Origin of the sequence: Gottfriedia sp. NPDC057991 (genome assembly GCF_042886615.1) — a bacterium.
Taxonomy (GTDB): domain Bacteria; phylum Bacillota; class Bacilli; order Bacillales; family Bacillaceae_G; genus Gottfriedia.
Genome location: NZ_JBHVQN010000003.1, coordinates 432,544 through 457,294 on the forward strand (window position 1 = coordinate 432,544; position 24,751 = coordinate 457,294).

The window sequence follows — 24,751 nt, forward strand, 5'->3', positions numbered from 1 at the left end:
AACGTCCTCTTTTCGCTCGATTTTTATAGATAAAAATTTCAGACTGCTGTTCTTAGTCCATGCAATTTCAAACAGTTTGAAAATCAAATATTATACTTTCTCTACAAATTAAAAAGTGTAGGAATCATCCTACACTTTTAATTTAAATATATTTTACGCCATAAAGAAGTCTTTCACAATGTCTAGCTTATGAAATACATCTAATGCTAAAGATGGTTTAATACCTAATACAATTGTTAAGACAGCACAAACCAATACAACGAATACATGTGTCTTAGGAAGTACAATTTTACGCTCTTCACCACTTCTAAAGAAAATATTTTGAAGGATGCCGAAATAGTAAAAATAAGATACTACTGTAGTTAAAAGTAGAATTCCACCTAATACATAATATCCTTTAACTTGGACGAAAGCTCCCAAGAAAATGTTTAACTTTCCGATAAACCCTGCAGTTAATGGAATACCTGCTAGTGATAAAACAAATATTGTCATTGTAATCGCTAAAAATGGATTCGTTTTAATTAGCCCTGCAAATGATGATAATGAATCAGATCCCCTTTGTTGTTGTACATTGTAGACAATTGTCAAAAGACCGATTGTCATGAATGTATAAGCTAATAAGTAGAACCAGATCCCCTCAAACATGAATGGTGAAATACTTACAAATGCAACTAGAACATAACCTCCGTGTGCAATCCCTGAGTATGCAAGTATGCGCTTTAGACTGTTTTGTTTTAAAGCAATTGTATTACCTATAATCATCGATAACGCGGCCAATGTGGCAACAACTGGTTGCATTACTTCAAAGACAGATTTTTGTTCTTTCATCAATAATGCACCAGTGAAAATTGCTAAGAAGATGCGAAGTACGATAATAAACCCACCTGTTTTTGAAACTGTTGCTAAGAATGCTGTTACAGGTGTTGGAGCACCTTCATATACATCTGGAGCCCACATATGGAACGGAACAGATGCAAGTTTAAATGATAATCCAACAAATACTAGTACAAATGCTAGGATCATTAGAAATTCATTACTGCTTGGTATTCCTTGTTGAAGTGCCAAATTCATTTCAGTAATGTTTGTTGTACCTGTTAAGCCATAAGTATAGCTTAATCCGAATAATGTTATTGCGGTTGAAATACCACCGTTAATTACATACTTAAGTGCGGCCTCAGAAGAGCCTTCTCTTCTCTTTTGAATTCCAACTAGAATATAAGATGAAATCGAAAGTAGTTCTAATCCAACAAATAAGGTAATTAAATCACTACTTGAAGCCATATACATTGCTCCAATTAATGCAGTAATAAACAATGTGTAGTATTCTGAGCGCTCTGCGATTGTTTTATCTCCTAGTGCAACTAGTAAAACTAAGATTGCTCCAATTAATAAAATCAGTTTAAATAAAAACCCAAACGAATCAAATTTAAACGATCCCGCTAATAGACTTATTGGTTTATGTGAATAAAGTGTGATTAACCATACAAGCGATCCAACTACACTTAACAAGCCAATCCAACCGACTATTTTACGACTCACATTTTTAGGTAATAAGAGTTCAAGAGTTAATAGAAGAAGCGCAGCAACTACTAGAATGATCTCAGGACCCATTGTTCCCCATTGAAATTCAGATAATGCTTTCCAAGTCATCTTCTATACACCTCTAATCCCTTGAATGATAAAATCCACTGATGACACAATCATGTCATTTACGAAAGCTGGGTATACACCAAGCAGGACAATCGCAAATACTAAAATAACTGAAGCGATTGCTTCGCGTTTTGATAAATCAGTGAATGATGAAATAAATTCACTACTTTTACCGAAGCTTAATTGTAAAATTGCTCTTAAAATATAAGCTGCAGTTAAGATGATTCCTAACGTACCGACAGTTGCAATTGCTTTATGAGATTGGAAAAGACCAACAAATGATAGCCATTCTCCTACGAACCCTGATAGACCTGGTAAACCTAACGATGCCATACCGCCAAAAAGTAATAAGCCGGCTAGTCTTGGAGTTGATTTTGAAAGACCAGAAATGCGGTCAAAGCTAGTAGTATCACCTCGGTTTTCCAACATGCCAACTATTAAAAATAGAAGTGCTGCAATTAAACCGTGAGATACTGATTGTAAAATTGCTCCTTGAATTCCAGCGCTATTCATTGCTGCTAATCCAATAATAACAATCCCCATGTGTGAGAAACTTGAATATGCCAATACAGAACGTAATTCCTTTTGAATTAACGCAATATAAGCTCCGTAAAGTAAATTAATTACACCAATAATCGCAAGAGCTACCGACATTTTTTCAAATTGCTCTGGGAAAATACCTAAAGCAAAACGAATTAAACCGTAAGTTCCAATTTTTAATAGGATACCAGCGTGAATGATCACTACAGCAGGATTTGCTTGTGTATGAACATTCACCATCCATCGATGGAACGGAAATAATGGTAGTTTAATTGCAAATGCAATTAATAAACAAATTAATAGAACCATTTTTAAATGCTCTGAAATTGGACTAACTGTTTGTTGTCCCGTTGGAATGATGTTTGCTAAAATTTCATAATTTGTTGTGCCTGTGCGAGCAAATAGGACAGCAATAACAAATAATAAGAATGCTGATCCTAATCCATTATAAATTAAGAATTGGTACCCAGCACGTTCACTATCAAATCGGCCCCATTTACCAATTAAGAAGAACATTGGAATTAGTGTTAATTCAAAGAATAAGAAGAATAACACTAAGTTCTGAGCTGCAAATACACCGAACATACCTACTTGTAAAATAAATAATAGTTGATAGAAGCCCTTTGAACCTTTATTAATTGAGTAACCTGCTATTACAGCGATTAATGAGATAATACCAGTAAGTAAAATCATCACTAATGATAGACCATCTACTCCAAGTTCAAACTTAACTTGAAACAATCTAGTTGATCCAGCGAAAAATTTTCCAAATGAAAACCAATCATATGAAATATTCCAATCTTTAAAACTAGAATGATTTTGACCTGCTATATAAGCTAGTATAGTAACTGCAAATGATAAAACTGAAGTCAATAATGCCCAAAGCTTATAAGAATTCTTTGGAGCAAAAGAAACTAGTAATAATCCCAATAAAGGTGAGAAAACAACCCATAATAAGAAATGAGACATCATAAGTTGTACCCCCCTGTCACAACGATTGCTAATAAGATTAGTGCAAGACCAAGTAATGTAATAAATCCATAAGTTTGGACTTGACCACTTTGAAGCCTTGAACCAATTCCACCGATACTACTAACAATACCTTTTACTAGAACTGCAAGCCCTTCAATTACAAAACGCTCAATTGCAAACATTACATGTCCGATTGCAAACATACCTTTTACGATTGAACCGTTATATATTTCGTCAATATAGTATTTATTAAGAAGAATTTCATAGAATAATCCATTTTCTTCTTGTTTAGTTTGCTTCACTTTTCTGCCATACATATTGTAAGCAAGCGTAATTCCAGCTAAAGAAACAAGCGTTGCTACGATCATAATCCAAACCGGCTCATGACTATGCTCAGCAATTGTAAATGGAGCTCCGTCTAATAAAAAATCATTTAAGTGACGACCAAAGAATGGTGTATTAATATAACCTGCAAATATAGCAAGGATCCCTAATAACGACATTGGAAGAACCATTGACATCGGTGATTCGTGCGCACCTTTTGTCTTTTCTTCTCCAGTGAAAACTAAGAAAAATAATCGGAACATATAGAATGAAGTAAAGAAAGCTGCAGTTAAAGCAACTACGAATAAAACGTAATTTCCGTTTTCCCAAGTTGCAGCTAAAATCTCATCCTTACTAAAGAAACCAGATAGTAATGGTACACCTGTAATAGCTAATGTACCAATTAAGAATAGTGTAGATGTCCATTTCATTTTCTTACGTAATCCACCCATTTTAAAGATGTCTTGAGTGTGTACGGCATGAATAACACTACCTGCAGCTAAGAATAACAATGCTTTAAAAAACGCATGAGTTGTTAAGTGGAAAATACTTGCTGTATAACCACCTACACCTAATGCAAGCATCATATAGCCCAATTGACTGACTGTGGAGTATGCTAGTACTCGTTTAATATCTCTTTGCACAAGACCAATACTTGCTGCAAAGATCGCAGTAAATCCTCCGACAATCGCAACTACAGTTAAAGCAGTTCCACTAGCAATAAAGATTGGATAAGTCGTTGCTACTAAGTAAACACCGGCTGCTACCATTGTTGCTGCGTGAATTAATGCTGAAACAGGTGTTGGACCTTCCATCGCATCAGGAAGCCATGTATGAAGTGGGAACTGACCTGATTTACCCATTGCTCCTACGAAAATCAAGATCGCAATAAGTGTTAACATCCCAGTACTCACCTGTCCACCTTGGATTACATTGAAAATTTGATCGAAATCAAAGCTCTTTGTTTTCCAAAATAAAAGTACCATCCCGATAAATAAACCAACGTCCCCTATTCTAGTCATAATGAACGCTTTTTTAGCCGCTGCTTTTGCTTCCTCTTTATAAAAGTAGAAACCAACAAGTAAAAATGAACCTAAACCTACTAACTCCCAGAATATATAAAGTTGTAGAATGCTAGGTGAAATGACAAGCGCTAACATCGCAAATGTAAATAAGCCTAAATATGCGAAGAACACTGTAATTCGGTCATCCTCTTCCATATATGCTGTTGAATAAATATGTACTAATGTACTAACGAACGTAACGATTACTAGCATTAAAGAATTTAGTGCATTTACTACATATCCAACATGAATATCGATATTTCCAATTGTTAACCAAGTGTATAATTTCTGCACTGTATCCCCTTGTAGACGGTCAAATAAGACGAACAAGGAGATGATGAATGAGATTCCTGTTAAAGTTGCTCCTAAAATCCCACTACCTTTCTTTCCTCTTGTACCAGCTAATATTAGGATTAGAAAGGAAATTAGCGGAAGTACCGGAACAAGCCAAGCATACTGCATCATCAAATTCCACCTCCTATTTATCTTTTCAATGAATCAGCTTCATCGATATTGACTGTCTGACGATGACGATACCACGCAATTAAGATTGCCACGCCCACTGCAGCTTCAGCAGCTGCAACTGAAATCGTAAATAATGAAAAAATTTGTCCTGTTAACGACGGTGCTACACCAAGCTTACTAAATGCCACTAAATTAATATTTGCGGCATTTAACATTAACTCAATACAAATTAACACGATTACTGTGTTTCGTTTTGTTAATGCACCGTATAATCCGATACAAAATAAAATTAGCGCTAAAAGAAGATAAGCATTAATTGGAACTGAACTCATTCCTTCGTACCCTCCTCTTTTGAATCATCTGATTTTGCTAAAATGATCGCACCCACTAAAGCAATTAGTAATAATACAGACATTACTTCAAATGGCACGATATGATTTGTAAATAATTGTAATCCGATATTTTTCGTATTATTTGTTGCTAAATCAACATCTGATGCGTCGATTGAAAGTCCATTTACACCTAAAAACATAACGACTCCAAATGCAACAATACCGACTAACGCAGCAATATTTCTCCAATTTCTTTTTGGCTTTTCACTTTCAATATCATGTTTCGTTAACATGATTCCAAAAATCATTAAGATTGTTACTGCACCGGAATAAATAAGAATTTGAACAACAGCTACGAATTCGGCTGATAGAAGGACATAAATCCCAGCAATACTAATGAATGTTAAAACAAGTGAAAGCATCATATGCATAACTTTCGTTGAGTTTAACATCATTACGCCACCTAAAATGGCTGATAAAGAAAGAAGAAAAAAAGCAACTACAAAACCACTCATGCTTTATTCTCCTTTCGAATGTTTTGGTCATTTTCATCAAGCCATTGAAGGTCTTTAAATAATTCATCACGTGAATATTCAGCAAGTTCAAAGTTATTTGTCATAATAATCGCTTCTGTTGGACAAACTTCTGTACATAAATCACATAAAATACAAATCTCAAAATTAATATCGTATGTGTCGATAATTTTTCCTTTTTTCGTAGGATCAGGATGTTTTTTCCCAGTTAATGTAATGCAGTCTGTTGGACAGATTGCTGAACATTGATTACAAACAATACATTTTTCTGGATAAAACTTTTGAATTCCACGAAAACGATCTGGTAACGGAATCGGCTGATTTGGATAATCATACGTCACTTTCTCGCGCGTTAAATTTTGAAGAGTATATTTTAAACCTTTTACTAACCCAATCATGACTCACACCCCTTTAGATTGGTCTATTTGTTTAGAAGAACAAGCTTTTTACTAATGCAGTTATTAAAATGTTAGCTAATGAAACTGGTAACAATACTTTCCAACCGAACTCCATTAATTGGTCAGCACGTAAACGTGGGAACGTTACACGGAACCAAATTAATAAATATAAAATTACACTAAATTTTAAAGAGAACCATACAGCTCCAGGAATAAAGTCTAGACCCGCAATTGGTTTCCATCCGCCTAAAAATAGAATCGTAATTAACGAACACATTGCAAAAAAGTAAACATACTCTGAAAGCATAAAGAATGCCCAACGGAACCCAGAAAACTCTGTATGATAACCTGCTACTAGTTCTGACTCAGCCTCAGGTAAGTCAAAAGGTGTACGGTTTAATTCTGCTACAGCTGCGATTAAGAAAACGATAAAAGCAATCGGCTGAGTTACAATGAACCATACATTATCTTGTGCATTAACAATATCATTTAAATTTAAGCTTCCAGTTAATAAAATAACACCTAATACGCTCATTACTAACGGAATTTCATATGAAATCATCTGTGCTGCAGCACGCATACCACCAATAAGTGAGTATTTGTTATTTGAAGCCCAACCCGCTGTAACAACACCAACTGTTGTTAATCCTGAAACAGCAATATAGTAAAGTAATCCAACACCTATATCAGCAAACTGTAAGTTCTCCGTAAAAGGTAGAGTTGCTAATACCATAAACGCTGGTGCAAATGCAATGATCGGTGCAAGTATAAATAATGGTTTATCTGCTGCTTTTGGAATTGTATCTTCTTTTAAAAGTAGTTTTAATACGTCAGCAACCGTTTGAAGTAGACCATAACGTCCACCAACTTGGTTGGGTCCAATACGACCTTGCATGAAACCCATTACTTTACGTTCTGATAGGATTCCAAACGTAACGAAACCTAAAACTACAAATAGAAAAATAACACCTAAGCCTAAATAGATGAGAAAATTTATCCAAGACGGTGTACTTTGTAGAAGATTTTCTATCATTATCCGTCTACCTCCCCAAGTACAATATCAATACCACCTAAAATAGTAATTAAGTTTGCGATGTTTTCACCTTTTAATAACTTTGGAAGAATTTGCAGGTTATAAAACGATGGTCGTCTAAATTTCAAACGATACGGCTCTTTTTTTCCATCACTTGCAATATAGCAACCGATTTCTCCACGCGGTGACTCGATTCTAACGTAGCCTTCCCCTTTAGGAGCTTTAATGATTTTAGGAACTTTTGCTAAAATATCACCTTCAGCAGGGAATTGTTCAACAGCTTGTTCTAAAATCTTTAATGACTCTTCAATTTCTAGCATTCTGCACATATAACGATCCCATGCATCGCCAACTGTCCCTACTGGTACATCAAAATCAAAGCGATCGTAAATAGAATAAGGAGCATCTTTTCGTAGATCATATTTAACACCAGTACAACGAAGATTTGCACCACTTAATGAAAAATTAATTGCATCTTCTTGTGAATATGCACCAACACCTTTTACACGATTGATAAAGATTTCATTACCAGAAACTAAATCGTGATATCCTTTTAATTGCTCTCTCATATAAGGAATAAATTCTTTTACTTTTTCAATCCATCCTTCAGGAGCATCCCACTTAACCCCACCTACACGCATGTAGTTAAAAGTCAATCTCGCTCCACAAAGCTCGTTTAATAGATTGATAATCATTTCACGCTCACGGAAAGCATAAAGGAATGGACTCACTGCCCCAATATCTAGAAGGTTTGTTCCCCACCAAACTAAGTGACTAGCAACGCGCCCTAATTCCATTGAAATAACGCGTAAATACTCTGCGCGATCTGGAATTTTAATATCCATCATTGTTTCAACAGCATGGCAGATAACATAGTTATTTGTCATTGCTGATAGATAATCCATACGGTCTGTATATGGAATAATCTGTGTATATTGAAGATTTTCAGCGATTTTCTCTGTACCACGGTGTAGATAACCGATGACAGGTGTCGCCTCTTTAATGATCTCTCCATCAATCTTTAACACAAGACGAAATACACCGTGTGTACTTGGATGCTGAGGTCCGACATTTAATAGCATTTCTTCCGTACGAATCATGGCTTATCCTACACCCCCTCGTCAAATTGAACGTAATCTTTTCTTAGTGGATAGCCAACCCAATTATCTGGCAGTAATATACGCTCCAATTTTGGATGTCCTTCAAACTGAATACCAAGTAAGTCGTAAGTCTCACGCTCTGGCCAGTTTGCACCTTCCCAAATTGGAGTAATACTATCAACAATAGGTTGTTCACGGTCCGCTCTCACTTTTAAAGCGATTCCATGTTTACGTTTATATGAATATATGTAAGAGTAAACTTCCATGTACTCTACAAAATCAGTTCCATGTAATCCAGATAAATAAGTAAATTGTAGCTGTTCATTGTTCTTTAAGAACTGTGCTACTTTAAAATAAGCATCTCTTTTAATTGTAAAAGTTGGATCATGTTTAGATAGCGTATTAATAAATGCTTCCTCAATAACTTCCGCTCCAAACTCTTTTTCAATTAATGCCTTTACCTCATCTAATAATGGTTGATTGTGAGAAGCTTTCACTTCCTCAACTGGAGCCTCTTTACCACCATCTGTTTTACCTTTCGCTTTTGCTGCTGCCGCTGCTTTCGCCTTCGCAACTGCAATTGCCTTCGCTTTTGCTTTTGCCGCTTCATCGTCCGAACCAGCAGTTGCAGTATCTTCTCCACCCGCTGCTTTTTGTTTTGCCAATGCCGCTGCCTTTGCTTTTGCTGCCGCTACTGCTTTTGCCTTCGCCGCTGCTAAGGCCTTTGCTTTATCATCATCAGAAGTCGGCTCTGGCTCTTCTGCTTGAGCTTGTTCACTTGCTTCTGCTACTTTTTGTTTTGCGATTGCTGCTGCCTTTGCTTTTGCTGCCGCTACTGCTTTTGCCTTCGCCGCTGCTAAGGCCTTTGCCTTATCATCTTCAGAAGTCGGCTCTGGCTCTTCTGCTTGAGCCTGTTGGCTTGCTTCTGCAGCTTTTTGTTTTGCGATTGCTACCGCCTTTGCCTTCGCTGCTGCTACTGCCTTTGCTTTCGCTAGTGCAAGTGCTTTCGCTTTTTCATCTTCCGAAGCTGGTTCCTCTTGTTTAACTTCATTTTCAACAGTTAGTTCCTCAACTACAGGAGCTGCTTCTTTTTGACCTTCAGTATTTTTTACAGCTTCCTTTTCAGCTTTCAACTGTTCCATCTTACGTTGAGCTGCTTCTTTTGCCCTCTCGGCTGCTTCTTTCTTTAACTGTTCTTTTGACTTATCTTCACTCACTTATTCGTCACCTGCTTTCCAGTTTTAGCTTCGTAACGAATCTTCTCTTTCAATTTGTTAATTCCATAAATTAATGCTGCTGGATTCGGAGGACATCCTGGGATATACACATCTACAGGAACGATCTGATCCACTCCTTTAACAACTGCATACGAGTTAACATACGGTCCACCAGCAGTGGCACATGAGCCCATCGCAATTACCCATTTTGGTTCAGGCATTTGATCATATAAGCGTTTAACAATCGGCGCCATCTTTTTCGTAACAGTTCCAGAAACAATCATACAGTCAGATTGACGAGGAGAAGTACGGAAAAATGATCCAAATCGGTCTAAGTCATAATGAGAAGAACCTACACCCATCATTTCGATTGCACAACAAGCTAACCCGAATGTTAATGGCCATAACGAGTTACTTCTTGCCCATGCCTTCACTTCTTCCAAAGTCGTGAAAAAAATATTTTTTTGGAGTTCTTCCATTTCAGCAACAGAAATTCCATCTAACTTCATAACCATTTCAACACCTTCTTCTTCCAAGCATAAATAAGTCCAAGTAGTAGCATAAAAATAAAAATAATCATCTCTACAAAAGCAAAAAGCCCTAATTGATCATATGCAACCGCCCACGGATATAAGAAAACAGTTTCAACATCGAAAATAACGAATAATAGTGCAAAAATGTAATATCCAGCGTGGAAACGAACCTTCGCATCATGAAATGGTTCAATACCACTTTCATAGGTCGTTGCTTTTGCTTCAGTTGGTACATTCGGTCTTAAAATTTTACCAATTACCGAGAGTGCGACAACTGGAAGCGCAATTCCTATAACTAGGAACACAACTACGATCACATAATTATTTAAATAAGCATTCACGAAACTTGTCCCTCCTCTAACTACAGAGCTCTACATTATATACTTATTATAAATATAATGTATTTTTCATTAATTTTTACTATTCAGTTTTGTAATCGTATCCATTATAACAAATGTGACAAAAACGTGTCGATATTTATTGCCATTAATCTGAAAATTGAATGATATAGTTGGAAAATAAATTCCATTATTCTTTATTTATCTTATATGTATGTCGTTCTAATAAAATTCTAATATTTTGATCATTGTAATCCCTAACTATAACTTTATATTAGTATAAGAGTTATCCACAAATCCACAGAAAGTTATTCACAATTCCCACAAGTTAAAATATAGTGATAATTGTCGAAAAAAAACCAGTTCAATACATGAACTGGCTCTTTTTTAAGATGCAATCGTTTCTGAAGATTGCTGCTTATTTTGATTTTTAGATTTAGATTTAGGTTGTGCAATCTTTCTGCTCTTTGTACTTCCCATAAAGAATGAAAGCACTAATGCAATACCTGATAATACAGTTGCAAAAATAAATGCATCATTGATTCCATTAATAGATGCTAATTTAGACGCCTGACTATAAAGCGTTGTAACTGCTAAAGCTCCACCTTGAGAAGGAGTTACTCCAGCTGCACCAGCTAATTGTGCGCCTGTTTGATGAACCCAATCCATAATGAAAGAATTCGTTGAAGTCACTTCATTTGAAAAGTCAGCCAAATGGTTTGTCGTTTGAGTCGTCATAATTGTAACGAGAACTGCTGTACCGACCGAACCTGCAACTTGTCGTAGTGTATTTTGGGTTGCTGTACCGTGAGAAATCATCTTAACTGGCAACTTATTTAAACCAGCCGTCATAATTGGCATCATAATAAATGACATACCAAATGAACGTAAAGTATAGAAAAACATAATTTTTAAATATGGTGTATCAATAGACAACTTAGTGAACTCATAGGTTGTAAAAGTCATAATAAGTAGACCAAAAATAGCTAAAGGACGGATACCATATTTATCGAACAATTTACCCGTAAGTGGTCCGAGCGCACCCATTATCAATGAACCAGGAAGTAATAATAATCCTGCTCTAATTGGTGTAAACCCACGAATGTTTTGTAAATAAAGAGGTAGTAAAATCATCCCCCCATATAATGCTGTTGTAACGATTAAGTTAATTAATAATGTGTAAGTAAACGAAAAAGATTTAAATACTTTTAAATTTATTAATGGTTGTTTAGCAGTTAATTCTCTCCACACAAATAAACCTAAACTGATACATGCAATTACTAAAGAAAGAACTACTTCAGTGCTACCCCAACCTTTATTACCGGCTTCACTGAATCCATATAATAAACTTCCGAATCCAAGCGACGAACTTATTACTCCCAAAATATCTAAAGTTGGGAAAGAACGTTTACGTGAAATATGAAACCAAGCATTAGATAAAATGATTGAAATGACACCTAGCACAGCCATTCCGTAAAATAAGAAATGCCAAGAATAATCTTGAACTACATAACCAGTTATTGTAGGACCTATAGCTGGCGCTAGAATCATTGCGATCCCCATTAATCCCATTGCTGCCCCACGTTTTTCAGGTGGGAAGATCGTCATAAAGATATTCATACCAAGTGGCATTAAAATACCAGCTCCGATGGCTTGGACTACACGTCCTACCATCATAATTGGGAAGTTACCTGATAAAGCACAAATAATTGAACCAATCGTAAAAGCAATCATCGAAAAGATAAATAATTTACGATACGTAAATGTATCAACTAAATAAGCACTGACTGGAATTAAAATACCATTCACTAACATAAAACCAGTAGATAACCATTGTGCAGTCGAAGTAGTTACATTAAAATCTGCCATTAACTTCGGTAAAGCAACATTTATTAATGTCTGATTTAAAATAGACACGAACATACCTAGTAATAGTACTGTCAAAACTTTCCCCATGCTAAAGCTCTGTTTTTCACTTGACTCAGCTGGAATTGATTTATTTTGAATTTCTTCAGTTTTTTCTATTTTACTTGATTCTTCCGATTGGACCATTTCTTCTCTTTTATCTATTTTTAGGTCATTTTCTTTATTTCTTAATACAATTCGATTAATAATAAAGAAAACAATTAAGCAAAACCCTCCATATGCTATGATCATTCCTGTAGACATCGAAATTCCTCCTTACTTATGGATACGAACAGAAGCATTCATTCCTGGAACAATTTCAAATGACTTGTTATGATCTAAAGCAATTCTTACAGGTACAACCTGCTCTACTTTCGTATAGTTTGCATTAGAGTTTCCAGAAGGTAATAAACTAAATGTATTTGCAGTTGTTAATCCAACAAATTCTACAGTACCTGTTAAAGTAGTATCTGGATACGCGTCAACATACACATCAACCACTTGACCTTTTTTCACATCTTCTACTTCAGTTTCTTTAATGTTTGCAGTAACCCAAAGATTATCTAAGTTATATGCATAACCAAGAGTTGAACCTGTTCCAACCAATTGATCTTTAATTGCATTTGCTTGAACAATCGTAGCATTTGTAGGTACTGATACTGATACTTCATGTGCAGTATCTCCAGCTGCTTGAGGTGCAGTTAAAACTTTACCAATTGATTCATTTGGTGAAAATGTTTTTCCGAATATTCCTGACCATGACTCAAGCTTACCAGCAGCAGGAGATGAAATGACAATTTGTTGCCCATCTATTTTTGCATTATCCGTTTTTATATAATTTGTTGATTGATCATAATAGTAATAACCAGCAAATCCACCAGCAACTAATATGATTAAAGTAATTATGTTAACAAACACCATTTTCTTCATGTTCCCCATAAATAAAATTCCTCCTAAATTTTTAATCGTTTCTCTATATAGGTAACAAAAGTAAAACAACACATTGTCGTTTTACTTCTCATAGTTTTTAATTATAATTGATTTATAAACGTACTCAACCGTTAATAATTAAAAATTTGTTGTTTAAGCAACACTACTATTATTAATTGTTTAATTTCTTAAAGTTATTTAATAAAGGAGTTTTAAAATGAGCATAAAAAATAATCTTGACCCTCGAGTCATTCGAACTAGACAGCTTTTACAAGATGCATTAATTACGCTATTAGCAGATAAAGAATTCGAAGCGATCAGTGTACAAGATATAACTAAAAAGGCAAATGTCAACAGAGCAACCTTTTATAGCCACTACGAAGATAAGTACCAAATGGTCCGCCAAATCGTTAAAGAAAAACTAGTTGATTTAGACAGCGCCATGAAAAATGTAGATTTTAGCATGTATGATGGAAACCCAAACTCACTCGATGGAATGGCCTTACAATCCTACTACCATCTATTCGAACACATCGAAAAAAACAGTTACTTCTACAAAGTCCTCCTAAAACGACAAGGACCAAATATTTTTAGAAGAAGACTTTACGAAGTATTATCAACAACGTTCGAAAGAGGTATTGCATTCATCCAGCCAAAAAAGAATAAATACCTTGTCCCAGGTGACCTACTAGTAAGTTATATCTCAGGCTCAACCCTCAGCGTAATTTCATTTTGGGTTGAAAATGACATGCCATACACAAAAAAACACATGGCAGAATACCTTTTAAAAATCTCAAGAAATGGAATATTAACAACAGCGGGTTTGGAATTAAACTAAAAAGAGGATTGCTGTGACAACTCGTCTAAATAGTGTGTTTTGTCTTTTTTTGTTCCTGAGGATGGTAGGTTTAGTTTGCGGAGGAGTCTTGAAGCGTTGTAGATAGAGGGTATATGGAGGAAGTCTCTAACTTGTTTATTATTTATCGAGTTTCCAATTAACAGAAAGTAATCAACTAAAGCACTTATATGTGCTCCTTTTGAAACATGTAAACAATTCTTGCAAATCCAATTCCCTTTATCTCGTACCATTGAAAACTGATGACAATTAATGCAAATTACACCAGTTAGTAGTTCATTGTTACCGATATTGTACTTATCTAAAATATTTTGATCTAAAAGCTGATGTTGTTTTATTAATAGTTTAGCTAATTTCCTTATTTCTTTATGTGTATAAAAATCGGTTTTAAATTTCAAATCTAGCTCCTCAACTTTTTTATAAAGTAACTCAGAATGAAAAACTTTTTTTGCAATCTCACATTGATTTGATGAAGCTTTTATTATTGTTTTGGGACTACTTACAACCACATAGGGTATGACATCTAAATTTATAAAATTATGTTTTCGTAGCCACTGTGTAAGTTGTCTTTTTTGCCTATTAACTTGAATAATGGGGTTTGGAAATGAATCTTCTTTCCCATCAATTGATCGAATAAGTTGCTTAAAATTTCCACCCAACATAACCCAACAAAAAAAGAGCCCCAGCAAGGGCTCTTTTTTTAATTACTTATATTGTGCTACGTTTAAACGGTTCATTGCTTTGTGTAAAGCAAGTTCTGCACGTTTGATATCTGTATCAGGACGTTTTTCATTTAAACGTTGTTCTGCACGTTTTTTTGCTTCTACTGCACGCTCAACATCGATTTCAGTTGATGCTTCAGCAGATTGAGCCAATATTGTAACGGCTTCAGGTCGAATTTCAATGAATCCTCCACTAACTGCAACGTGATCAGTTCCAGCTGGTGATTTAATTTTAACAGGTGCTGTTGCTAACGGTGCCACAGTTGAAATGTGTCCAGGTAAAATACCTAGCTCACCGCTAGTTGCTTTCGTGCTAACGAATTCTGTTTCGCCTTCATAAGCCGGTCCATTAGGAGTGACGATACTGACTTTCATTGTCTTCATAGTGAACTCCTCCTGTCTAGCTTCGTGAGCTAATCAAGTTCATTCAAATAGAATGATGAACAAGCCTTTCGATTAGACAATTATTATACTAATGTTTTTGCTTTTTCTACTACTTCTTCAATGCGTCCAACTAGACGGAATGCATCTTCAGGAAGAGTATCGTATTTACCTTCTAAGATCTCTTTGAATCCACTAACAGTTTCTTTAACTGGTACGTAAGAACCTTTTTGTCCTGTGAATTGCTCCGCAACGTGGAAGTTTTGAGATAAGAAGAATTGAATACGACGAGCACGAGCTACGACTAATTTATCTTCTTCTGATAACTCATCCATACCTAAGATTGCGATGATATCTTGAAGTTCTCTATAACGTTGTAAAGTTGATTGTACTTGACGAGCTACTTCATAGTGCTCTTCACCAACGATTTCAGGGTTTAATGCACGAGATGTAGATGCTAATGGATCTACCGCTGGGTAAATACCCATCTCAGATAAACGACGCTCTAAGTTAGTTGTTGCATCTAAGTGAGCGAACGCTGTAGCTGGTGCTGGATCCGTATAGTCATCGGCAGGAACGTAAATCGCTTGAATCGAAGTTACAGAACCTTTGTTTGTTGAAGTGATACGCTCTTGTAATTGACCCATTTCAGTAGCAAGAGTTGGTTGGTAACCTACCGCAGAAGGCATACGACCTAATAGGGCAGAAACCTCAGAACCTGCTTGAGTGAAACGGAAGATGTTATCGATGAAGAATAACACGTCTTGTCCTTGCTCATCACGGAAATATTCAGCCATTGTTAAACCAGTTAAGGCAACACGTTGACGTGCACCAGGTGGCTCGTTCATTTGTCCGAATACCATCGCTGTTTTCTTGATAACGCCAGAGTCGCTCATTTCGTGGTATAAGTCGTTACCTTCACGAGTACGCTCACCTACACCAGCGAATACTGAGATACCGCCGTGCTCTTGTGCGATGTTGTTAATTAATTCTTGAATTAATACAGTTTTACCTACACCCGCACCACCGAATAGACCGATTTTACCACCTTTGATGTAAGGAGCTAATAAGTCTACTACTTTGATACCAGTTTCAAGGATTTCTACTTTTGTAGTTAATTCTTCAAATTTAGGTGCTTGACGGTGAATTGGGTCACGACGTACGTCTTCTCCAAGTTCTTCTTCTAAGTCAATGTTGTCACCTAACACATTGAATACGCGTCCTAATGTAGCGTCACCAACTGGAACCGAAATTGGTTTCCCTGTGTTAACTGCTTCCATTCCACGTACTAATCCATCAGTTGAAGCCATTGCAACTGTACGAACAGTATCGTCACCTAAGTGAAGAGCAACTTCTAATGTTAAATCAATGTTTACTTCGTTTGCATCGCCCGCTTCTTTACGAACACGTAACGCATTATATATTTGTGGTAATTGGCCGTTTTCGAACTTTACGTCTACTACTGGACCTAATACCTGAGTAATAATACCATTGCTCATCGCTTTTCCTCCTAGCATTGTTTCATTAAAAGCCGATCAATTTATATAGCCGTTGTAAGCAGATTAGCCCAGTGCTGCTGCTCCACCAACGATTTCAGTAATTTCTTGTGTAATTGCTGCTTGACGTGCACGGTTATAGTGAAGAGTAAGCTTACTAATAACTTCTTTCGCATTATCAGTTGCACTTTTCATCGCTGTCATACGTGAAGCGTGTTCACTAGCTTTACTGTCTAATAATGCACCAAAGATTAAGCTTTCTGCATATTGAGGCAGTAAAACTTCTAAGATTTCATCATCAGATGGTTCAAATTCGTAATTAGTTGTTGCCTTACCTGTGTCAATATCTGTTAAAGGTAATAGCTTTTTCTCAGTAACTTCTTGAGAAATCTTACTTATGAAATGATTATATGATAAGTAAAGCTCATCAAAAATGCCGTCTGTGTACATTTGAACTGTACGATTAGCAAATTTTTGAATATCATCGAATGAAGGTTGATCTGGAAGTCCAAGAACCTCTTCAACGATTGGATAACCTAAACGCTTAAAGTAGTCACGTCCAACTCGACCTAGTACAATAATTGCAAATTCATCATTCGATTTATGACGCTCTTTAATTGTATTAGTTACCGCACGTAATACGTTACTATTAAATGCACCCGCTAAACCACGGTCAGAAGTGATGACAATGTAACCAGTCTTTTTAACTGTACGAGTTACTAGCATCGGATGTCTACTGTTTACGCCTTTTGCCACGCTACCAACTACCTCTTGCATTTTTTCCATGTAAGGAACGAATTGCTTAGAGTTTTGCTCAGCACGGTTTAATTTCGCAGCAGATACCATCTCCATCGCTTTTGTGATTTGGCTTGTCTTTTTTGTTGAATTAATTTTTGTTTTTATATCGCGTAATGATGCCACAGGTTTTCACCACCTTTTGGTAAACAGTTAAATGAAGGACGAGCTGTAAGCCCGATCCTTCAAATCCAGATATTTAAATCGCCTTCTTATTTAGAAGCAATAAAGTTCTTTTTAAAGCTTGTGATTGCAGCGTCAAGGTCAGCTTCGTTTGGTAATTTACCAGTATCACGAATAGCATCTAAAAGCCCTTTTGCGTTAACGTCCATCCAAGCTAACATTTCTTCTTCAAAACGAGTAATGTCTTCAACTGCTACGCTGTCTAAGTGACCACGTGTTAACGCATATAAAGATGTTACTTGTTTTTCTACTTTTAACGGTTTGTGTAAACCTTGTTTAAGGATTTCAACTGTACGAGCACCACGGTTAAGTTTAGCTTGAGTTGCTTTATCTAAGTCAGAACCGAACGCAGCAAATGCTTCAAGCTCACGGAATGACGCTAAGTCAAGACGTAGAGTACCTGCTACTGATTTCATCGCCTTAGTTTGCGCTGAACCACCAACACGTGATACAGAAAGACCTGCATTGATCGCTGGACGTACGCCAGAGAAGAATAAGTCAGACTGTAAGAAGATTTGTCCGTCAGTAATCGAGATTACGTTTGTTGGAATATAAGCTGAGATATCACCAGCTTGTGTTTCGATGAATGGTAATGCAGTTAATGAACCGCCACCTAACTCATCATTTAACTTAGCTGCACGCTCTAATAAGCGAGAGTGTAAGTAGAATACATCCCCTGGATATGCTTCACGACCTGGAGGACGTTTTAATAGTAATGAAAGCTCACGGTAAGCTACCGCTTGTTTTGATAAATCATCGTATACTACTAATACGTGTTTACCATTGTACATAAACTCTTCACCCATAGTTACACCAGCGAAAGGAGCTAAGTATAACATTGGAGCTGGAGAAGAAGCAGGTGCTGTTACAACGATTGTGTAATCTAAAGCGCCATGCTTACGTAAAGTTTCAACAAGTCCACGAACTGTTGATTCTTTTTGACCGATTGCAACATAGATACAGATCATGTTTTGGTCAGCTTGGTTAAGAATTGTATCGATAGCAACAGCTGTTTTACCAGTTTGACGGTCACCGATGATTAACTCACGTTGTCCACGTCCGATTGGTACAAGAGCGTCGATCGCTTTGATACCTGTTTGTAATGGCTCATGTACTGATTTACGTGCCATTACGCCTGGAGCAGCGTTTTCAATTGGACGAGATTTTGTCGTTTCGATTGGGCCTAAACCATCAACTGGTTGACCTAATGAGTTTACTACACGTCCTACTAATGCTTCACCAACTGGAACTTGCATGATGCGTCCAGTACGACGAACTTCGTCGCCTTCTTTAATGCCTGTGTAAGGTCCTAAGATGATAATACCTACGTTGTTTTCTTCTAAGTTTTGTGCTAGTCCCATAACGCCGTTAGAGAACTCAACTAGCTCTCCAGACATACATTGGTCAAGACCATGAGCACGAGCGATACCGTCACCAACTTGGATAACTGTACCAACATCACTAACTTCTATTTCAGTTTGGTAATTTTCGATTTGCTTTTTAATCAGCGCACTGATTTCTTCAGCTTTGATGCTCATGCATTTCACCCCTATCTACAAACTATTTTGCGATTAATTCACGTTCAATTCGAACAAGTTTATTTTTTAAACTGCCGTCAAAAATACGGTTTCCAACACGAACTTTATAACCACCAATTAAAGATGGATCAATTTCGTTTTTCAAACGTATTGAGTTTTTACCTAATTTAGATGCGAATAACGCTCCAATTTTATCTAGTTCTTCAGAAGACATTGCCGTTACAGAGTAAACTGTTGCATCTGCAATATTACGAGTTTCATTCGCAATTTTTACATATTCAGTTACTAAGTTAGAGATAGTGCTCATTCGCCCACGATCAACTAATAAGCATACTAGATTTAATACCGTTTCAGAGATTGAAGCAAACGTGTCATTTAAGACAGACTTTTTGCTTTCTTTAGTGATACCAGGGTGTTGTAAAAACTTATTTAATTCTAAGTTTCCTACATACTCCTTTTTCACTACTTGTAAGTCATGTTCAACAGTTTCTACTAAATTTTGTTCAGTTGCTAATTCAAAAAGAGCGTTTGCGTAGCGTTTTGCAACTAATTCGTTACTCATTTAGCTTCGCCTACTTCTTTAAGATATTGATCAAAAATAGCAGATTGGTCTTCAGACTTCACTTCTTTTTCAAGTACTTTAGAAGCAATTAATACAGATAACGAGGCCACTTGTTGTTGAACTGATTGTATTGCAAGCTCTTTTTCACGAGTAATTTCACGCTTAGCGCTTTCTTTCAAGTTTTCAGCTTCTGCTTTTGCTGCTGCAACGATTTCTTCACGTTGTACATCAGCTTGCTTTCTAGCTTTCTCAAGAAGCTCACGAGCTTCAGTACGAGCAGCAACTAACTCTTGCTTTTGCTCTTCAACTAGTTTCATTGCATCAGCGTTGTTTTTCTCAGCTGAATCTAATTGATTAGCGATGTGATCTTCACGTTGTTTCATAATTCCCATTACTGGTCCTAATGCATACTTTTTCAGAAGAGCAAGTAAAATTAGGAATATTACTAATTGATACACGACATTGCCCCAAGGTACACCATGTCCTGCCTCAGCTAATACGAATAGTGATCCGTTTAACACAAGCTTTCACTCCCTTCAAGGGTTGTATTTAATTATTTTTTTATAACATAGCCCTAATCTCTTACCGACTTGGACTTAACTTTCAAAAGGAATCCTTCAAACACAAAGTGTCATAAAGGAATGGCGAAGTAAATGTGAACACAAACTTCGCCATTTTTTAATGATTTGTATGATCTTAAGCTTTACCAAATGCCATGAATGCGATAACTACCGCGATGATTGGAAGTGCCTCAACTAATGCAACCCCGATGAACATTAAAGCTTGAAGAGTTGAACGTAATTCTGGTTGACGAGCAACACCTTCTACTGTACGTGATACAATTAAACCGTTACCAATACCTGCACCTAGTGCACCTAAACCTATTGCAATTGCCGCTGCGATTAAAGCCATTTTAAATTTCCTCCTTCTTAATCTTAAGAAATATATTTTTATTATAATTTTTATCAAACTACCAAATTCAGTGAGCTGTTTAATGCTCGTCCGCCACTTTATGTGACAGGTAAACCATTGTTAACATTACGAAGATAAACGCTTGGATTGAACCAACGAATACAGAGAATCCCTGCCAAACAATCATTGGTATTGCTGCTGCGATAGACCAAATCACACCTGTCCCTACGCTTGTCGCATATGCATGTGTACCCATTGTTGCAAGTAAACCTAATAATACTTCCCCTGCATATATGTTACCGTAAAGTCGAAGACCTAGCGTTAATGTGTTCGCTAATTCCTCAATAATTTTTAATGGAAATAAGAATCCCATCGGCTGGAAAAATCCTTTTCCATAAGCCTTAAAGCCTCTCATTTTGATACCATAATAATGTGATAAACCAACTATAAAGATTGCTAATGATAAAGTAATGACTGGGTCTGATGTAGGTGATTTCCAAACTGAGTTTCCATCGAATGAGATATCGAATGGTAGACCTAACATATTTGAAACAAATATGTACATAAGTAATGTCACACCTAGTGTAAGGAAGCGACCACCAGTTTCCCAATCCATTGTACTGTTGATAAGGCCTTTAACGAAGTCTATAATCCACTCAATAAAGTTTTGCTTTCCTGACGGACGTATTCGTAGACTTCTAGCGCATGTAACTGCGATGATAAAGACGATTAATGCAGCAATGGTTGTCATTAGAACATTTGTTAACGTAAAATCTAAACCAATAAATTTAAAACCATAAGTGCCGTGTTCCAATTTATTCACCTCTCTTCCTTGCAAAAGACGTTTGATGTATTGCAAAATGTATCATAATGACAAGATGTCCTGTCATTAGTCCCGCAGTTAGTGCCGGTATGCTCACAAAATTTTCATACCGAAGCGCGATGACCATTGCTAGAGCCACCGCTGAAAGACAAATTACAGTACCTAAAGATCGAACTTTTTGTTGCTTTAAAACTCGGTCAAAAAAGGTATTTATCTTTCTGTGTAGAATCCATATACAATAAAAGCTAGTTACGGTTCCGAGAATATAACCTGTGAAAATCGTTTTATAGTCGGTAAAGGCCCAACCTAAAACGGATAAAGCAATAATATACAACATATCTCGTACAAAGCGTCTTAATTGTTCTTTTTGCATAACTAGTCCCCTGGTGTGAATTGCTTAACTAATTTAAGCGTGCCGTAGATTCCAGTAAATAATCCTAACAGTAAAAAGATGATCATAAATACTGGTACTGGCCAATTAAAAAATGAATCAATCCATCTTCCTAGAAAGATGCCTATGAGAATAGAACCGACAAGTTGAGCTAAAATTGAAGACATGAGTGTCATTGCTTTAAGAGGATGATGATTGTTTTTTTTCATACAAAATCCCTCCATGTCAATTTTCATTCTCAAAAAATTGCCAAAAGTCTTATCATGGTTTATTCTACAACAATTGTTTCCTAAAATCTCTAAACATTGAAAACGTTCACAAATTGTTCACAAAACGTTCAAAAAATTTTAACAACATAGTATTTACATACATTGAAAACCCTTTTAAACATTCATGTTAAGCATACAATATGTTGCAAAAATGTGTCAATTACCTAAATTAAAAAACTATTAAAAATTACTTACCAATTTTTAGTCTTCAACATAAATCTTAGCGACATTGACGTAAGATTCCGTTGCACTTTCATATTGTTTACGTTTATAAAAGATCACAAACTTATAAATTCCACTTTTAGGAAATTCCTTTAAAACTAGTTCCTTCTTAATAATCCCCCTTTTACTATTCTCCTGTTCATCAATTACACCTAACAAACGGAATGTTTCTGATTCAAAAACAGCAATTTTGTATTCCTCAACCTTACTTGGTAAATAGAGTTCATATTTATAGCGATTTTTACCTTTTACTCTTCCAAAGTGAAATCCCATGACCGACGGAAAGTTCGGTTCTCCTTGTAGTAATAAAAACGGCATTCTTAGATTTTCATCATCATTTGTACTGAACGTAATTGCCCCATCATAAAATCCATCTCTTAATACTTTCGTATCAACCGTTGCAGTAAGACTAACCTTTTTGCTAGTATGCGCCGGAATTGTAAAAGGCTTAGGTAATACCCATTGTATTCCAGTGGCTGGCTGATTATTTATAGCTGTAACTTGTTTTGGCATATTTGATTTATTGGATATTCTTACGACAAAATCTTTCTTTACTTGTAAATCTGATTTTCTAGTTACTCCTAAAGATAAAGACGTTGGGAATAATGTTGTCTCAGTCTCAAGTGCCTTTTCAATATCTAATCTTCCAGCCCCTTGTTCGTACGCATGATACATCTTTTTATTATTCTTATATAATGGTGTTGCTGTGTTGACTAGCACACTTTTTAAATCATCCATACTCCAATCTGGGTGCAGCTGTCTTACTAGAGCAGCTGCTCCAGCAACGTGTGGACTTGCCATACTCGTTCCTTGAAGCGCTAAATACCCACCCGGAATTGTACTTTTTATTTGTACACCTGGGGCTAATAAATCCGGCTTCATTTGCCAAGTACCTGTTACCGGCCCTCTAGAGCTGAAATCTGCAAGAATATCAACCTTCTTCTCATGTCCAGTCTTAGCTTCCACTTTACTTTTTTCAATGATTTTCTTAATCAATAAGCCTTCTTTTCTTGAAATAGTCGCAGCTGGAACAGTAAATTTCCCTTTAATTTGTCCGATAAAATTTCCATCAATATTATTAAAGACAATAACCGCCTTTGCACCAGCATCTTGAGCATTTTTTACTTTATCAGTGAATGTGATTTTTCCCCTTTCAAGCAAGACAATTTTGTCTTTTACTCTTTTTAAATCACGCTTTTCTCCATATTTCTTAAATACAAATCGCCCTTTTAAACCTTTACCCCATTTAGCAGATCCAATCATAGGACTAATAATTGTCTCTTTATTTTTTACGTGTATAGATGGGAAAAGAACAGGTGGATAGCTCGCACCAACTGTTAAAGCCTTTGATGCAGTTGCTGGAGAACCAACAGTCCATAATCCTGGTCCAGAGTTTCCTGCAGCTGTAATTGCAAGTACCCCCTTCTCCACTGCCTTATCTAAAGCAATACTTGTCGGCCAGTCTGGTCCGTTCACATCATTACCTAATGATAAATTAATAATATCTACTTTATCCTTCACTGCTCGCTCAATTGCAGCCATAACAGTTTCAGATGTACCAACGCCACCAGGACCAAGAGCACGGTATGCATAGATTGTAGCTTTAGGGGCTACACCTTTTCTCTTTCCATTTGCTGCTATTACTCCAGCTACATGGGTACCATGAAATGTACTTTTTTCTTCAAGCTTAGTTTCCATTGGATCTTTATCTAAATCAATCGTATCGTAACCGCCACCATAATTTGATTTCAAATCAGGATGCCTGTAATCTACACCAGTATCGATTACTCCTACCTTAACGCCTTCACCAGTAATCTTTCTTCCCCTTTGATCCTTATATAATTGAGCTTCGTCCGCTCCAATAAAAGGGATGCTATCTTCTAAATGAGCTCTATATGTCGTAACAAAATGCATATCCTTTACTAACGGCATTTTAGCTAACTGTGATAACTCTTCAAGAGAACCCGATACAGAAAAACCATAGTACGTCTCAGTGTATTGTTGTCTTACGGTTACATTAGGGAAACGTTCAGCAATATATTTTATCGCCTGTGTAATCATTCCATCTTTAACCGAAATTAAAGCTACTTGTTTTTGTTGTTCATGTGCATTTACATAAACATCTTTAAATGGAAATAGTAAAAAAACTAAACAAATAATTATTTTAAGAAAGTAATTTTTCATTCAATGCAGGTTCTCCTTTATATAAGATATTTTCTTTTTAGCTTTCTCACTAATCGTTCATTCATGTATAAAAAGGTAATTTT

General features: G+C 36.2%; 26 protein-coding genes. 1 reads left to right on the forward strand and 25 read right to left on the reverse strand.

Annotated elements, in window-relative coordinates:
- Positions 1-153: 153 nt before the first annotated feature.
- The 13 genes from nuoN to ACFVR2_RS13565 form a co-directional block, all read right to left on the reverse strand.
- Entirely contained in the window at positions 154-1,650 is a 1,497-nt protein-coding gene (nuoN, locus tag ACFVR2_RS13505) for an NADH-quinone oxidoreductase subunit NuoN (RefSeq protein ID WP_387362451.1), read from the reverse strand.
- A 3-nt stretch (positions 1,651-1,653) separates the two neighbouring features.
- Positions 1,654-3,162 (reverse strand): complex I subunit 4 family protein, encoded by a 1,509-nt coding sequence (locus ACFVR2_RS13510; protein ID WP_387362453.1) that lies wholly within the window; start codon positions 3,160-3,162, stop codon positions 1,654-1,656.
- Positions 3,159-5,015, reverse strand: a complete 1,857-nt coding sequence (nuoL, locus tag ACFVR2_RS13515) for an NADH-quinone oxidoreductase subunit L (RefSeq protein ID WP_387362455.1) — start codon at positions 5,013-5,015, stop codon at positions 3,159-3,161. Before nuoL ends, ACFVR2_RS13510 begins: the two co-directional genes overlap by 4 nt.
- A gap of 17 nt (positions 5,016-5,032) precedes the next feature.
- Positions 5,033-5,347 carry an NADH-quinone oxidoreductase subunit NuoK gene (gene nuoK, locus ACFVR2_RS13520; RefSeq protein WP_025568976.1) on the reverse strand — a complete coding sequence of 105 codons (315 nt, stop codon included), beginning with the start codon at positions 5,345-5,347 and terminating at the stop codon, positions 5,033-5,035.
- Positions 5,344-5,862: an NADH-quinone oxidoreductase subunit J gene (locus tag ACFVR2_RS13525; RefSeq protein WP_387362457.1), complete on the reverse strand. Its 519-nt coding sequence runs from the start codon at positions 5,860-5,862 to the stop codon at positions 5,344-5,346. The genes nuoK and ACFVR2_RS13525 overlap by 4 nt, the downstream gene beginning before the upstream one ends.
- Positions 5,859-6,278, reverse strand: a complete 420-nt coding sequence (nuoI, locus tag ACFVR2_RS13530; protein ID WP_025568978.1) for an NADH-quinone oxidoreductase subunit NuoI — start codon at positions 6,276-6,278, stop codon at positions 5,859-5,861. Before nuoI ends, ACFVR2_RS13525 begins: the two co-directional genes overlap by 4 nt.
- Before the next feature lie 31 nt (positions 6,279-6,309).
- A complete protein-coding gene (nuoH, locus tag ACFVR2_RS13535) occupies positions 6,310-7,311 on the reverse strand; it encodes an NADH-quinone oxidoreductase subunit NuoH (protein WP_025671809.1) in 1,002 nt (333 codons plus the stop codon).
- Positions 7,311-8,411: an NADH-quinone oxidoreductase subunit D gene (locus ACFVR2_RS13540; protein ID WP_387362459.1), complete on the reverse strand. Its 1,101-nt coding sequence runs from the start codon at positions 8,409-8,411 to the stop codon at positions 7,311-7,313. Before ACFVR2_RS13540 ends, nuoH begins: the two co-directional genes overlap by 1 nt.
- Positions 8,412-8,419: 8 nt before the next feature.
- Entirely contained in the window at positions 8,420-9,628 is a 1,209-nt protein-coding gene (locus ACFVR2_RS13545; RefSeq protein ID WP_387362461.1) for an NADH-quinone oxidoreductase subunit C, read from the reverse strand.
- A complete protein-coding gene (locus ACFVR2_RS13550; protein ID WP_056469321.1) occupies positions 9,625-10,143 on the reverse strand; it encodes a NuoB/complex I 20 kDa subunit family protein in 519 nt (172 codons plus the stop codon). The genes ACFVR2_RS13545 and ACFVR2_RS13550 overlap by 4 nt, the downstream gene beginning before the upstream one ends.
- Positions 10,134-10,502 (reverse strand): NADH-quinone oxidoreductase subunit A, encoded by a 369-nt coding sequence (locus ACFVR2_RS13555; RefSeq protein WP_088012521.1) that lies wholly within the window; start codon positions 10,500-10,502, stop codon positions 10,134-10,136. Before ACFVR2_RS13555 ends, ACFVR2_RS13550 begins: the two co-directional genes overlap by 10 nt.
- 384 nt (positions 10,503-10,886) lie before the next feature.
- Positions 10,887-12,668 carry a DHA2 family efflux MFS transporter permease subunit gene (locus ACFVR2_RS13560; protein WP_387362464.1) on the reverse strand — a complete coding sequence of 594 codons (1,782 nt, stop codon included), beginning with the start codon at positions 12,666-12,668 and terminating at the stop codon, positions 10,887-10,889.
- 12 nt (positions 12,669-12,680) lie between these two features.
- Positions 12,681-13,325 carry an HlyD family secretion protein gene (locus ACFVR2_RS13565; RefSeq protein WP_387362807.1) on the reverse strand — a complete coding sequence of 215 codons (645 nt, stop codon included), beginning with the start codon at positions 13,323-13,325 and terminating at the stop codon, positions 12,681-12,683.
- A 226-nt stretch (positions 13,326-13,551) separates the two neighbouring features.
- Between ACFVR2_RS13565 and ACFVR2_RS13570 the strand changes: the two genes are divergently transcribed.
- Positions 13,552-14,172: a TetR/AcrR family transcriptional regulator gene (locus ACFVR2_RS13570; RefSeq protein ID WP_387362466.1), complete on the forward strand. Its 621-nt coding sequence runs from the start codon at positions 13,552-13,554 to the stop codon at positions 14,170-14,172.
- Here the strand turns inward: ACFVR2_RS13570 and ACFVR2_RS13575 are convergent.
- From ACFVR2_RS13575 to ACFVR2_RS13630, 12 genes are all read right to left on the reverse strand, one after another.
- The gene (locus tag ACFVR2_RS13575) at positions 14,169-14,849 is read right to left on the reverse strand and encodes a nuclease-related domain-containing protein (RefSeq protein ID WP_387362468.1); all 681 of its coding nucleotides are present in this window, start codon (positions 14,847-14,849) and stop codon (positions 14,169-14,171) included. The genes ACFVR2_RS13570 and ACFVR2_RS13575 overlap by 4 nt on opposite strands.
- A gap of 45 nt (positions 14,850-14,894) precedes the next feature.
- On the reverse strand, positions 14,895-15,296 hold the full coding sequence (locus ACFVR2_RS13580) for a F0F1 ATP synthase subunit epsilon (protein ID WP_387362470.1): 402 nt from the start codon (positions 15,294-15,296) through the stop codon (positions 14,895-14,897).
- A gap of 83 nt (positions 15,297-15,379) precedes the next feature.
- Positions 15,380-16,792, reverse strand: coding sequence for a F0F1 ATP synthase subunit beta (gene atpD / locus ACFVR2_RS13585; protein ID WP_387362472.1), 1,413 nt, complete (start codon positions 16,790-16,792; stop codon positions 15,380-15,382).
- A 63-nt stretch (positions 16,793-16,855) separates the two neighbouring features.
- Positions 16,856-17,710: an ATP synthase F1 subunit gamma gene (gene atpG / locus ACFVR2_RS13590; RefSeq protein ID WP_387362474.1), complete on the reverse strand. Its 855-nt coding sequence runs from the start codon at positions 17,708-17,710 to the stop codon at positions 16,856-16,858.
- An 86-nt stretch (positions 17,711-17,796) separates the two neighbouring features.
- Positions 17,797-19,305, reverse strand: a complete 1,509-nt coding sequence (gene atpA / locus ACFVR2_RS13595) for a F0F1 ATP synthase subunit alpha (protein WP_097974902.1) — start codon at positions 19,303-19,305, stop codon at positions 17,797-17,799.
- 22 nt (positions 19,306-19,327) lie between these two features.
- Positions 19,328-19,867 carry a F0F1 ATP synthase subunit delta gene (locus tag ACFVR2_RS13600; RefSeq protein WP_248267416.1) on the reverse strand — a complete coding sequence of 180 codons (540 nt, stop codon included), beginning with the start codon at positions 19,865-19,867 and terminating at the stop codon, positions 19,328-19,330.
- On the reverse strand, positions 19,864-20,388 hold the full coding sequence (atpF, locus tag ACFVR2_RS13605; RefSeq protein ID WP_387362477.1) for a F0F1 ATP synthase subunit B: 525 nt from the start codon (positions 20,386-20,388) through the stop codon (positions 19,864-19,866). Before atpF ends, ACFVR2_RS13600 begins: the two co-directional genes overlap by 4 nt.
- Before the next feature lie 175 nt (positions 20,389-20,563).
- Positions 20,564-20,779 (reverse strand): F0F1 ATP synthase subunit C, encoded by a 216-nt coding sequence (atpE, locus tag ACFVR2_RS13610; RefSeq protein ID WP_098118931.1) that lies wholly within the window; start codon positions 20,777-20,779, stop codon positions 20,564-20,566.
- Positions 20,780-20,858: 79 nt separating this feature from the next.
- Positions 20,859-21,530, reverse strand: a complete 672-nt coding sequence (atpB, locus tag ACFVR2_RS13615) for a F0F1 ATP synthase subunit A (protein ID WP_387362809.1) — start codon at positions 21,528-21,530, stop codon at positions 20,859-20,861.
- A gap of 64 nt (positions 21,531-21,594) precedes the next feature.
- On the reverse strand, positions 21,595-21,975 hold the full coding sequence (locus ACFVR2_RS13620) for an ATP synthase subunit I (protein ID WP_387362479.1): 381 nt from the start codon (positions 21,973-21,975) through the stop codon (positions 21,595-21,597).
- 2 nt (positions 21,976-21,977) lie between these two features.
- A complete protein-coding gene (locus ACFVR2_RS13625) occupies positions 21,978-22,202 on the reverse strand; it encodes an AtpZ/AtpI family protein (RefSeq protein WP_387362481.1) in 225 nt (74 codons plus the stop codon).
- Positions 22,203-22,463: 261 nt separating this feature from the next.
- On the reverse strand, positions 22,464-24,668 hold the full coding sequence (locus tag ACFVR2_RS13630; RefSeq protein ID WP_387362483.1) for a S8 family serine peptidase: 2,205 nt from the start codon (positions 24,666-24,668) through the stop codon (positions 22,464-22,466).
- Positions 24,669-24,751: the final 83 nt, after the last annotated feature.